Source organism: Miltoncostaea oceani (genome assembly GCF_018141545.1).
GTDB classification, from domain to species: domain Bacteria; phylum Actinomycetota; class Thermoleophilia; order Miltoncostaeales; family Miltoncostaeaceae; genus Miltoncostaea; species Miltoncostaea oceani.
In genome coordinates this window covers 784,224-796,429 of sequence record NZ_CP064357.1, presented here as the reverse complement: position 1 = coordinate 796,429, position 12,206 = coordinate 784,224, and the positions used below count along the sequence as shown (strand labels likewise).

General features: G+C 69.0%; 10 protein-coding genes. 3 read left to right on the top strand and 7 right to left on the bottom strand.

Annotated elements, in window-relative coordinates:
* Nucleotides 1-34 precede the first annotated feature (34 nt).
* Both IU369_RS22820 and IU369_RS22815 read left to right on the top strand, forming a co-directional pair.
* A complete protein-coding gene (locus IU369_RS22820) occupies nucleotides 35-1,837 on the top strand; it encodes a GspE/PulE family protein (RefSeq protein ID WP_217924737.1) in 1,803 nt (600 codons plus the stop codon).
* A 9-nt stretch (nucleotides 1,838-1,846) separates the two neighbouring features.
* On the top strand, nucleotides 1,847-2,848 hold the full coding sequence (locus IU369_RS22815) for a hypothetical protein (RefSeq protein WP_217924736.1): 1,002 nt from the start codon (nucleotides 1,847-1,849) through the stop codon (nucleotides 2,846-2,848).
* A gap of 13 nt (nucleotides 2,849-2,861) precedes the next feature.
* On the opposite strand, the gene IU369_RS22810 is transcribed toward IU369_RS22815, so the two are convergent.
* The 5 genes from IU369_RS22810 to IU369_RS22790 all read right to left on the bottom strand — a co-directional run bounded on the left by IU369_RS22810 (nucleotide 2,862) and on the right by IU369_RS22790 (nucleotide 9,313).
* Nucleotides 2,862-3,494 carry a hypothetical protein gene (locus tag IU369_RS22810; RefSeq protein ID WP_217924735.1) on the bottom strand — a complete coding sequence of 211 codons (633 nt, stop codon included), beginning with the start codon at nucleotides 3,492-3,494 and terminating at the stop codon, nucleotides 2,862-2,864.
* Nucleotides 3,495-3,691: 197 nt separating this feature from the next.
* On the bottom strand, nucleotides 3,692-4,483 hold the full coding sequence (locus IU369_RS22805; protein ID WP_217924734.1) for a hypothetical protein: 792 nt from the start codon (nucleotides 4,481-4,483) through the stop codon (nucleotides 3,692-3,694).
* Between the two features lie 78 nt (nucleotides 4,484-4,561).
* Nucleotides 4,562-7,258 (bottom strand): DnaB-like helicase C-terminal domain-containing protein, encoded by a 2,697-nt coding sequence (locus IU369_RS22800; protein ID WP_217924733.1) that lies wholly within the window; start codon nucleotides 7,256-7,258, stop codon nucleotides 4,562-4,564.
* A complete protein-coding gene (locus IU369_RS22795) occupies nucleotides 7,255-8,103 on the bottom strand; it encodes an AAA family ATPase (protein WP_217924732.1) in 849 nt (282 codons plus the stop codon). Before IU369_RS22795 ends, IU369_RS22800 begins: the two co-directional genes overlap by 4 nt.
* Before the next feature lie 61 nt (nucleotides 8,104-8,164).
* Nucleotides 8,165-9,313 (bottom strand): replication protein, encoded by a 1,149-nt coding sequence (locus IU369_RS22790; RefSeq protein WP_217924731.1) that lies wholly within the window; start codon nucleotides 9,311-9,313, stop codon nucleotides 8,165-8,167.
* A 234-nt stretch (nucleotides 9,314-9,547) separates the two neighbouring features.
* On the opposite strand from IU369_RS22790, the gene IU369_RS22785 reads away from it, so the two are divergent.
* Complete coding sequence (locus IU369_RS22785) at nucleotides 9,548-10,018, top strand: hypothetical protein (RefSeq protein ID WP_217924730.1); 471 nt, start codon at nucleotides 9,548-9,550, stop codon at nucleotides 10,016-10,018.
* A gap of 59 nt (nucleotides 10,019-10,077) precedes the next feature.
* Here IU369_RS22785 and IU369_RS22780 read toward each other — a convergent pair whose 3' ends face one another.
* Together IU369_RS22780 and pilM are read right to left on the bottom strand one after the other, a co-directional pair.
* Complete coding sequence (locus tag IU369_RS22780) at nucleotides 10,078-10,578, bottom strand: type 4a pilus biogenesis protein PilO (RefSeq protein ID WP_217924729.1); 501 nt, start codon at nucleotides 10,576-10,578, stop codon at nucleotides 10,078-10,080.
* Nucleotides 10,575-12,113 (bottom strand): pilus assembly protein PilM, encoded by a 1,539-nt coding sequence (gene pilM, locus IU369_RS22775; protein ID WP_246551693.1) that lies wholly within the window; start codon nucleotides 12,111-12,113, stop codon nucleotides 10,575-10,577. Before pilM ends, IU369_RS22780 begins: the two co-directional genes overlap by 4 nt.
* Between the last annotated feature and the right edge of the window lie 93 nt (nucleotides 12,114-12,206).

Here is a 12,206-nt window from a genome sequence, read left to right as displayed (position 1 = left end):
TCAGCGTGACGGCGCGTCTCTAGAGTCGCGGGACATGACTGACGGACCGCGCCCAATCACTCTGAGAAGTGGTGAGGAACTGACAGCGGTCGAGCTGCGCAACAGGGTGCGCGCGTCCGGGGTCAAGAGCATCACTGACATCAAGCTGCTCGAGATCCTCGTCGTCGACGGGATCGTGGGCCTGGGCAAGCTGAAGGAGTTCGTGGAGCGCGCCGAGGCCTCCGGGTCGAGCCTCGCCGCCCAGGCCCTGATCGCGCGCCTGGTGACCGAGGACGACCTCGCTCGGATCCTCTCCCGCGTCCACCAGGTCCCGCTCGTCAAGCTCGCCGATCTGGAGATCGACCCCGCAGTCGCGAATCGCCTCGACGAGTCGGCAAGATCGCGACTGAACGTCCTGCCGATCGAGATCACCGGCGAGGACGCCCAGGAGACCCTGGTGGTCGCCTGCTCGGATCCCGGCGACCCCGGCCTCGTCACCGAGCTCGTCCGGCTCAGCGGGGCCGAGATCAGCCTGCGAGTGGCGTCATCGGCCGAGCTGCGCGACGCCTTCGTCGATCTGACCCAGACCGGGGACGCCTCCGAGGAGCGTCTCGAGCGCGAATCCTCCTCCAACGACACCGCCCAGGTGGACTTCCGCACCAGCGGGAGCGCCGCCGACTCGGCGATCGTGGCCCTCGCGAACCAGACGATCATCCAGGCGCGCGAGCAGGACGCCTCGGACATCCACATCGAGCCGAGTGCCGGCCCGACGCGGATCCGCTTCCGGATCGACGGCGTGCTCGCCGATGTCCGCTCGGTGCCGCGCAACAGCCATGACCAGCTGGTGACCCGCATCAAGGTGATCGCGGACCTGAAGATCGATGAGCGCCGAGCCCCCCAGGACGGCCGCACCACCTTCAAGACCCCGCGCGGCCCGGTGGACCTACGCGTCGCGACCCTCCCGACCGTCCACGGCGAGCGTGTGACCATGCGTCTGCTCGACCCCTCACAGTCCCAGCTCGGCCTTGTCGAGCTCGGCCTGGCCGGCGCGAACCTCGCCCGCGTGCGGGACGCCGTCGGCCGCCCCCACGGACTGTGCATCACGACGGGCCCGACCGGCTCGGGCAAGTCCACGACCCTCTACGCGATGCTCCACATCCTCAACGACCGGATCCGCAACGTGATCACGGTCGAGGACCCCGTCGAGCAGCGGGTCGACGGCCTCAACCAGGTCCAGACCAACGAGCGGGCCAACATGACCTTCGCGAGCGCCCTGCGCTCGATCCTGCGCTCTGACCCCGACGTCATCATGATCGGTGAGATCCGCGACCAGGAGACGGCCCGGATCGCCGTGGAGTCGGCGATGACCGGCCACCTCGTGCTCTCCACCCTGCACACCAACTCGGCCGCGGCCGCCGTCACGCGCCTGATGGAGATGGGGGTCGAGCCCTACCTGATCTCCGACGCCTGCCACCTGATCATGGCCCAGCGCCTCGCCCGGGTCCTCTGCCGTTTCTGCCGTGAGGAGCGCGCGACCGACCTGAGCATGCTCCAGGCAGGGCGCGCCCCGGTCTGGGCACTCGAGAAGGCCGAGGCGGAGGGCATGATCCCCAGCTTCCGGGCCAAGGACGGCGGTTGCCCGCGCTGCCGCAACACCGGCTACTCGGGGCGGATGGGGGTCCACGAGGTCATGGCCCTCGACCCCGAGCTCAAGGAGATGGTCATGCGCGTCGCGAGTGCCGACGAGCTCCAGGACGCCGCGGTGGCCAAGGGGATGACCACTCTCCGCGACGACGGCTACGAGAAGGTCTTCAACGGCACCACCTCACTCGAGGAGATCTCTCGAGTGGTCAACTAGGCGGCCACTGTGGAGATCAGGCGCCAACAGGCGATCCACTTCTGGGTCCCGGGTTCGGGGTGGCAGGTCGAGGAGAGCCCGGAGGCCACGCTGCGGGTGCGCTCACGCCTGTCCGCTCATGTCAGCGCGGTCGTCGAGAACCACGTCGACCAGCGCACCCCCGGCGAGACCGGCTGGCGGCCGGCGGGACGGCAGGAGCTCCAGGGCGCGAGCGGCGGCCTGGTCTGGTCGGGGTGGGCGGGCGCCATCGAGGGGCGCAGGCTGGTCTTCCTGCGAGGAGTGCGCGCCCTCGAGGAGCTCGAGGCGACGACCTTCCTCGACGGCCTGACCGTCTGCGATCACGAGGGCAAGACCCTGGAGGAGCCGATCCTCGCCGGAGTGCGGTTCTCCCTCAGCATCGAGGATGCGAAGATCTTCGCCGGCCGGGCCCGGGCGGCCGGAGGGCGGGTCCAGCAGATCGCCCCCGCCCTCCCCGACGTCGACGCGGCCCTCTCCCAGCTCGAGGAGTCCAGAGCCGAGCTCGAGGAAGCCGCGCGCTTCGCCGAGCAGACGATGGCGGCCTCCAGCCGCGGCATCACCCTCGACCTCCACCGCCTCGCCGAGCGGGCGGAGGCGGTCTGGGCGGCCCACCGGCGCGCGCAGCGGGCGACGACGAGCCTCGCCGCGGTGGCCGATGCCGCCGGCGAGCGCGGCCGCGCTCTCGGTGAGCGGGTGGTCGCCGAGCAGGGTCGTGCGCAGGCGGGTGAGCTGATGCGCCGCTGCGAGGAGTACTTCTCCCTCTATCGCGGATTCGAGGCTCAGGCCGCGCGTCAGCTCGCCAGGCTCGCCGGCGAGGAGGCGGTCTCGATGACCGCGGCCGCTGATGAGCTCGAGACCCTGTCCCTGCTCTGCGCCCAGCTGGTCGCTCAGGGCGTGCCCGCGGTGATGAGAGAGGGCGAGCTCATCCTCGACGCGGATGGTCACACGGTACGCATCGGTCCAGGGCGCGTCAGCGTCGAGACCCCCGCCTGAGGCCGCCTCGCGCTCAGGGGGTGTCGAGCAGCTGGCGCATGGTCCGCCAGGTGGGCATCGGCCGTGTCGCCCGGGCCCGGAGCAGTTCGTAGGACTCCTCGGTGAGGGGGGCGCCGACGATCATCTCGGAGAGACGGCTGATCCGACGGGCCTCGTCGGCCGTCCAGAGCGAATGGGGGTGGAGATCGTCGCTGCGCTCGATGTCGGCGGATCGGACGGCGATCTCGAAGCTCGGGAACACCTGGAGGACGCTGCTGAGACGAGGCGGATCCTCGCCGTTCGCGGTGCATTCGAGGCACCAGTCCTCGTATTGGGCGGGTGTGATGGCGCTGCCGTGCGCGCGGATCGCGGCACGGACGGACTCGATCACCAAGGCCGCGCTCGGCCGCCGGACACCCGACCGGCGAGGAGCCTGCAGCCCGGCCTTGATGACGGCCTGCTCCCAGGAGTCGAGCCACTTGCGGATCACGGAGGAGCTCGGGAGGGACAAGCCACACCGGGCGCGGTACTCGTCATAGGCGTGAGAGCTCAGGACCTCGGTCGAGAGGGCGCTCGCGACGGTGCGAAGGGCCTCGAGCAGCGAGGCCTCCGAGGTCCGGCGTGACCCCTCGTCGCTCTCGGCGCCGAGGCCGGCACGCTCGAGCACCTCGCTCCAGCCTCCCGGAAAGAGGGAGTAGACAGAGTTGACCGCGGGGAGGGAGCTGTCGTTCTCGCGTCGGTACCGCAGATACTCCTGAACCGAGACCCGAGGGGTCCTCGATTCTCGAGCGATCGCTCGCACTGCAGCGAGCACCGCCTCGCTCTTGGCCTCCCGCGCCGGATCAGCCACCCCCGAGGCCTGCGTCACTGGACGGGTTCCCCGCTCAGGTCAAGGCGATCGAAGTCGCGGAACTTGACCAGCAGGCGATAGCCGGCGCCGCCCTCGATCCTGAGGCTGATGTCGATCAGGACCAGCGCCCGATCACGGCGGGTGACGACCGCGTAGGCCTGGTCGGTCACGAAGCGGCCCTCACGGATCGCGGTGATCTCAGGTCCGTCGAGCCCGATCGCCTCCGCGGCGAAGAGACGCGAGATGACCTGCGGGGTTGGGACGAACGAGATCTGCCAGGCCCGGACCTGCCGGACGGTGAATGCGTCGCTGATCACCTGAGGTGAGAGACCGGCGATCTCAGGCGCCGAGGGAGGTGTGAGCGTCTCGAGCGCGATCGCCGGGAGGGACTCCACGGGGGCGTCGCCGCGCTTGACCCGGGCGCCGGCGGCATCGCCCCCCAACAGGACCACGTTGGACCCCGGGAACACCCGGGTCATCCGCGCCTGGAAGGCGCCGGCCTTCGTGTCGATGGCGATCACCTTCAGGGACTGTCCCTCGACCGGCTCACCCCGGACCTCGCTCGTGCGGACCATCTCGACCTCGGCGACGTAGGAGGATGGGGACTGGGAGCTCTCGAGGATCGCCTGGGCATCGCCGGGAACGGCCAGGGACAGGAGCACCCGCACCAGGTAGTAGGCGAGAACCAGGGCGACGATCAGGGCCCCGCCGACCTGGACCGCGAGTGCTGCCGTCTTGACGGCAGGGGGCGCGTTGCCGAAGCCGAGCTTGTTATTGAGGCGGACGAGCCGTCGCAGCAGTGACATCGCGCTCGTGAGCATAAGGACGACCTGTTACACGGGCCTGGATCTCTCTTCCCGAGCGGGAAGCGAGACGATCGGCGCTCACTCGAAGAACTCCTCCTCGAGCGCGTGCTCCGAGTCGTCAGCGACTCCGAGCAACCCGAGGATCGCGTCACTGTCGAGTGGCACGTGAGGGTCGCTCTGGTTCGGGTCGGCGACCGGCAGCGGCGGCGGCGGCGAGACACGCAGGTCGATCTGGGGGGAGGCCGCGGCGGCCGGTGCGCTCTGTGCACGTTCCGGGGGCGGATCATCGGATGGTGGGTTCTGTGCGCGCTCCAGCTGCGCCTGCTCGATGGCGAGGAAGTCGTCCTCACCATCGCCGGAGCCGATGCGCACCGGAGCGCCGTCGGCAGAATCGAGTGACCCGACGGCCGAGTGTGAGGGCATCATGTCGAGCGCCTCCATGATCCGGAGGTTCTTGCGATCGAAGTACAGGTGGCAGAGCTGCTGGGCGCCGTGGCGGTTCTTCGCCGGGTAGAGCTTGTACTGCCCCTCGAGCGCGATCCGCTCCTCGTCATCGAGGTCGGCACGCTGCTCAGGGCGCCAGATGCCCATGACGTAGTCGGCGAAGTCCTGCTGCTTGGCGCCACCGCGACCCATGTCACCGGACATGATCGGCTCACCCTGCTTGACGTCCTTCGGCAGCTGCTGGAGGACCATGAAGTAGGTCTTGGTCGCCTTACAGACGCTGAAGAGCTCCTGCATGATGTAGCCGGCCGCCTGGAGCTCGTCGTTCTGGACGTTGCGCGGGGCGTCAGAGCCGACCTTCAGGATGCCCAGGTGGTCGACGGCGACGACCTGAGCAGGCTCGGGGAAGCGCGTCAGGTTGACGTCGTGGATGATCTTGTGGATCCGCCCGGCGCTCATGTCGACCATCTCGGTCTGACCCTCACCGGGGACGTTGTCGATGATCACGAGGCGCTCGAAGGTCTCGCGCACCTCGGCCAGCCGCGGGTCCTCGTTCTTGATCAGCTCGATCGCCTCGTCCATGGGGATCGCCAGCACCTGGCAGGTCATCCGCATGAACAGCTGGGCCGCCGGCTGCTCGAGTGAGAAGAAGATGCACCGCACCCCCCGGCGCGCCATGTTGGCGAGGACCTGGAGCATCAGGGCGGTCTTGCCCACGCCGGACTTGCCCAGCCAGAGCGACAGCTGGGCGATGCGCGCTCCGCCGCCGGGGAAGCAGCGGTCGAGGCTCTCGAAGCCGTGTGGGATGACGAAGTCGTCGCGCAGGTAGGCGATGGCCTCGGCCTGGGCCTGGTGGACGTCCTTCATCAGGTGCTCGGCCGGCAGGGACTCGCGCCCGGTGATGTTCGCGTAGACGAAGTCGCGCGCCTGGGGCTCCTGGATACCCCACTGCCCGGCAAGCACCGGCACGAGATGATCGATCGCCACGCGGTGGTGGACGCCGGAGAGAATCTGGGAGCAGAGCTCCATCTGGCGGGTCTTCGAGTGGAACGGCTTGCCGGTCTTGGGGTTGCGGGCGTCGAGGACCTCGCGCAGAAGCCACTCGTCGGCGGAGATCCGGTTCTCCTCGAGGACCTGGGCGACCGCATCTGCACCGCGACGCGACAGGAGCTCGCCGAGGTCCTTGTAGGAGTCGGAGTCCCCTGAGGTGCTCAGGTTCGCGACCACCTGGATCTCGACGTTCGGGTCCGCCCGGCGGATCTCCTCGATGTTCGTTCGCACCTTCGGGATTCCGGTCTGGTCGAAGTCCGGGATCAGGATCAGCGGCCGGTCCGGGTCCGAGGCCCCGCAGAGCTTCGCGGCCTCAGCCGCCTGCCAGGAGGAGATGCTCGCGCCGTTGTAGGAGGAGCAAGCGCGCTGCCCGGCCTGATGACAGGCCCAGACATCTGCGTATCCCTCCATGATGAAGTAGCCGATGACATCCTCGTCCTTGCGCAGGGCGCGCCGGGAGGACGGCTCGTTGTAGAGCAGCTTCGACTTCTCGTAATCCGCCTCGTTCATGTACTTGGGGTGCTGGCGCACCAGCCAAGCGATCCGGGCCTCGTCCTTGGGGGCCTCACAGTGCGGGCATGTCTGCCAGTCGATCTCCTCCAGACCCTTCTTGCGCGCCGCCTCGGACTTGTGGCGGCGGCCCGCGATGTCCTTGGCCGCGACCTCGACGCCACAGCTCGCGCACGGGTAGCGGTCGAACAGAGCCCGGTGGCTCATCGAGATCGGGTGGTTGGCGCGGTCGAAGATCGGGATCGCTAGACGCCCCGCGGAGGAGAAGGCGGTGTGGACGGCGAGGCCGAAGTGCTCGATCGTCTCATCGGTGTAGCCGCGGGCGTGGAGGAAGCTGCGGGCGCGGGTCGCGCGCTCGGAGCCCGAGCGCATCTCCGCGTCGGCCTTCTCGATCTGGGTGGTCGCCTCGGCGACGGTCCGCTTGAACTTCTCGAACCGCTTGGTGTTGTTCTCGAGGCCGAGTCCGTAGAGCTCGTTGAGCAGCTCGATCGCCTCGAAAGCGGTTTCGAAGCCCTCGCGCTGCATGACCGCGTCGATGACCGTCCCACCGGTCGAGCAAGATCCGTAGCAGCGCCACGTCTTCCAGGGCTCACCAGAGCGGGCGTCCGTCACCTTGAAGCTCGGGGTGTCCTCGGCGTGGAAGGGGCAGAGGGCCTCGAGGGTGCCGGGGCCGCCGCTGACCAGCTCGACGCCGGCGTGGTTGCTCAGGTAGTCGGCGAGGTCGACGCGGTTCTTGATCTCGTCGAAGACGCTGGTCGTCGTCTCGCTCATGAGCTGGGACGGTCCTTGGTCAGGAGGTTCTGGGCGCCGGCGTTCGTCCGCACGCGCGCCGAGACCTTGGTCATCTCGAGGGCCGGCATGACCTCAGCGCGCTCGAGGCGCGAGGACACCCGCTCCTGGAGGACGCGCTGGAGATCGGTCGGTGAGTAGTTGGTCGTGAAGACGGTCGGGCGGTCATGGCGGAGACGCTCGTCCAGGAGCAGGTACAGCTGCTCGCTGACCCAGTCGACCTCACTCCGGGCACCCTCTCGGCTCCGCAGGTACTCCGCGCCGAGGTCGTCGAGTACGAGGAAGTCGGCGTTGATCGCACGCTCGATCGGGCTGGCGACATCCGACCGCTCCGAGGCTCCGAAGGTGCGCCGCTGATCGCGCAGCAGGTTCGGCACGGTCACGACGAGGCTCTTGGCGAGGAAGCGGCGGGTGAGCTCGAGCGCCATCGCCGTGGCGAGGTGGGTCTTGCCACACCCGGGGGTCCCCCAGAGCCCGAGGACCCAGCCCTCCCTGCGGGCCTGCACCCAGGAGTCGCAGAAGTTCCGGGCGACGCGCAGCGCCATCAGGTTCTCCGGCGCTGAGCCGGGGTCATAGGCGGCGAAGGTCATCCGTCGCATCAGCGGGTCGAAGCGGCGCGCGATCATCAGGCGGGCCGTGGCGCGGCGCTGGGTGTGGAGGACGCACAGGCAGACGCGATAGTCGATGCTTCCGTCCTCGCGCGGCCGCTCCACGGTGCCCTTGCCCTTGCAGGCCGGGCAGCCGGGGCGTGCCATCGCCTGTGAGTCGAGTCCACCTTCGCGAACCGGCTCGTCGATGTCAGGGCTGTCAGTCTCGGGCGGGCTCATGAACGGTCTCGACCGTAGCGGTGAGCACATGCGCCGAGAGCGAAGTCTCGCCCTCTCTCGATCACGTCAGTGGCAGAGCATCCGGCCACTGCCACTCGGGGTAGTAGTCAGCGAGCGCCGCGGCGCGCGGCGCGCTCGCGAGGTCGCGGACACCCTTCTTGAAGGCACAGCGCAGGTGGGCGTCGGCCCGCTCCGCGCCCCCGAGCAGGGTGGAGAGGGCCTCGGTCATGCCGAGCAGCTCCGAAAGGACCGCGCGCGCAGCCTCGAGTTCCCCGGCGGCGTTCAGCTCGCGGGCGCGACCAAGCAGGTCCCGAGCTCCCTGTTCGGCATCGCGCGCCTTCTGGGCGGGGTCGACCGGCGCGGCTGCCCTATCCCCGGAGAAGGCGGGGTCGGCGAGGCTGCGCGCGAGGACCGCCTTGGCGTAGGCCGCCCATCCCCAGTTGGTCCGCCGCGAGGCCGTCTTGCCGCCGGTGGCGCGTGCCTGGGAGGGGATCGACCTGCTGATGGTCTCGGTCAGGGCGTGCCTGAGCGCCGCCGGCCGACGCGCGGAGAGGTCCTGGAGCTCGAGGATCGGCTGATAGACGTGCTTGACCAGCTGGGCGTCGGCCGGGCGCCTGCCACCTCGCGACGCGCTCAGCTGGCCGATCACCTGCTCGGCGAGGTCCGGATACCAGAGACGTTCGATGTACTCCGAGAGCGGCGTCGCGTCGGCCGGCGCGGCCGGCGCCTGATCGTCGGCGAGGCGGAGCCGCCGCAGGTCGGCGTCGAACTGCCAGCTCCTACCGGCTGGGTCGTTCGCGTTGAGGAACCCGACGAGGATTCGCGGGGTCAGGTCCACGAGGCCGTAGCTGTGATCGAGCGTCCGAAGGCAGCGCGGGCACTCCTTGCCGGGCGCCGGTGCGTCCGGGCGCTCCTGGTCGGGCTCCCACAGGCACCGTGAGCAGTGCTTGTCGAGACGGACGAGACCCTTGTCGGCGAGCTTCTTCAAGGCGCCTCGGACCGAGTTCCGCGTCAGGCCGGTGCCCAGATCGAGGATGTAGGGGCCTGTCTGGATGCCGTTCTCGAACTGGCTGAGTGAGATCCGGTCCCGGGTCTTTCGCTCGCCATCGGGCGAGGCGAACCCGTAGGTGCGACGCACGATGTAGAGCAGGCACGAGACCTCTGCGCCCGACAGGAGAGGGATGACGAAGTCCGCCAGGAGGTTCGGCACCTGGGTGTGAGGCTGACGCCCCCGAGGGGCGTTGGCGGTCGGTTCTGACATCAGAGCCTCCCGAGGGTAACCGTCCGCCTCGGATCAGGGGCATCTCTTTCGTCCCGTGGGGTGAGTGAGGCGTCAGTGAGGCGTCAGCGAGGAATCAGCGCGCCCTTGGACGCCGCGCCTACTTTTGTCAGTGCCGAGCAACGGCGCAACCCAGAGACAGGAGAAACCCAGACAATGATGGACATGAACTTCCCCCCGGCGAGTGAGGCCCAGTCCGAGTCGCAGTACGCCGACATCCCCGACGGCACCGAGGTCGAGGTCCGCATCCGCCTGAACGACGACGGTGAGATCGAGCCGCGCACCGGCACGGGTCGCAACGGCAAGCCCTGGTCCAGCTACTCCTTCGCCGTCCACGGCGGCGAGTTCGACGGTCGCTGGCTGTCGCTGATGCTCACGATGGACCCGGCGAACTTCTACTTCCGTCGCGACGTCTCGATGATCACCGGGATCAACCTGGACGACGGCGGTCGTGTCGACACCACGCTCTTCAACGAGGCCCTGCGCTCGGGCATCTTCAAGGTCAAGGTGGAGACCCGCAAGAAGGAGGGCAAGTCCTACGTCAACGTCACCGAGATCCTCGAGCGGCGCGACGCGCCGGCCGAGGCCTCCCCCCAGATCGGCGGGGCGGCGGACGAGGAGGACATCCCGTTCTGATCCGTGTGTGATCGGGATCGTCCGGGGGCCCCGAATCGGGGCCCCCGGTCGTACCGGCCTCAGCTGCGCGAGAAGGAATCGACGACGAGGGTCCCGGTGACCGCCGCGCCGCTGCTTGCGGGCGTCAGTGAGAGCGATGAGAGGTTCAGCACGACGGCACCCCTGGTCCCCGTGGGGGCTTCGTCCTCGACGAAGACGGTCTCCTCGAGCGCCGCGACGAACTCCGCGAGCTGCTCGGAGGATCCGGAGACCACGACGGTGTAGGGATTGCGCACGAGCTGCTTGAAGGGGACCCCCGGCTCGGGGGTGATCGACTCGATCGTCAGGTCACCACGGGCGGCGAGGATGGCGGCCTGGTCCTTGTCGGAGTTCCGCTTGGTGGGGACGGCGAGCAAGGGGTCGATCAGCGACTGCTTCTCGGCCTGGACGATCTCGATCCGTCGCTCGGCGTCGCTGATCTGCGAGTAGCTCGGCAGGACCGTCAGGTAGGCGATCCCGAAGAGGGCGATCAACCCGACGACGGCGGCGACGATACTCTGGCGTGCGGTCTTGCGGGTCATCGGTCCCCTCCGGGGAGGTTGATGCGGATCTGGTCGCCCGGAAGGATCTGGCCCGTGACGCCCTTCGCGGAGAGCGCGGCCACCGCCGCCGGCGCCGAGCCGGTCGGCACGGCGACAAGGAGGCCCTGCGCGTCAAGGGTGACCTGGCGGGCCCGGGGAAGCGACGCCGCCGCCGCGAGGGCATCGGCGGCGTTGCGCCGCCCATCCAGGGCGAGGTCGAGTCCGCTGTCCCTGCCCTCCGGCACCCCGCCGGCGATCTCGAGCTCGAGCTGCCCGGCCTGGGAGTCGAGGCGCTCTGCCTTCTCCTGGACGGGCTTACCGAGGAAGGATGCGGCCAGGAACGCGGCCGAGCAGACGCAGATCACGATCAGGTAGGGCTTCGGGATCGATGAGCCCCGCTTCTTCTTCACGCGCGATCCTTCCTCGATCTCGCGCACCAGTTCGGAGCGGGCCTTCTTGCTCAGCGCCCGGTCGACGACAAGCAGGTTCGGCCCGCCGCGGTGTGAGAGCGCGAGCGCCACGGCGAAGCGACTTGCGCTCCGGGACGAGGTGATCTCCTCGACCAGCTCGACCGGCGCGAGAGTGCCGGCGGAGGGCAGGTACTCCGTGAGCGCCTGGCTGAGGCCGAGGATCTGAGCTTCCTCCCCGAGGACGATCAGGTGGTCCACCGGCTGGCGCCCGAGGGCCCTGACCAGGTTGATCGTGTCGTCGAGGTCCTTGATGAAGCGGTCGAACACCGCCAGCAGGCGACTCTGGACGTCGCTGACGACATCTGGTGCCACCGCGCGGTCGTAGTCGGAGCCGATACCGACCCGTCGAACGAGATCGCGAGCCGCGGTGATCGACCGCTCGCCGGTGACGAGGGCCCCCGCGAAGTCGTTGCTGCCGAACGGGAACGAGCGGGTGTACACGGCCGCGCCGTTCTCGGCGAGGATCAGGTGGGTGATGTCGGCGTCGACCATCACCGCCAGGAACGGGGCGCCGACCGCGGGAGGGTCGATCACCCGGGCGAGCGCCGTCGCGGGGCTCTCCAGGCCGACCGGCTCGAGTCCGCTCTTCTTGACGACTTCGACGATGCTGTCCACCAGGCTGCGGGGAGAAGCGACGACCGCCACCTCGACCTGCTTGCCCTCGCGCCAGACCTCTTCGAAGTCGAAATTGTTGCTGCCGAGCGGCAGACCGTCGAAGTGGCTCGAGGCGTTCAGCTGGAGCAGCGAACGCAGCTCCTCGCGATCGCCCGGGTCCGGCATCTTGAAGGTGCGCACCTGGAGGGTCGGGTCTGCGATCGCGATGCGGACCTTCTTGCTCTGGAGATTCGCCGCCTTCCAGATCTGGCGCAGGGCCGCGGTCAGCACCTCCGGGCTCTTGAGGTGGCCGCGGTCGAACACACCGGCAGGCAGCGGCTGGCTGGTGGTAACCAGCGGCACGCCGTCGCGGACGAGGGCGACCTTGATGACCCCGGATCCGAGGTCGAGTCCGATGACATCTTCGTGATCAGTCACGAGTGAAGTTGTGGCATCCCGCCCGATCAGCATGGCCAATCTCCACAGGAGGGTCGCGTGTCACAGAGGGCGGGATCCAGGTCGGTGATGCAGCCGCGTCCTGACGTCCTACGGTGGGTCGTGAAA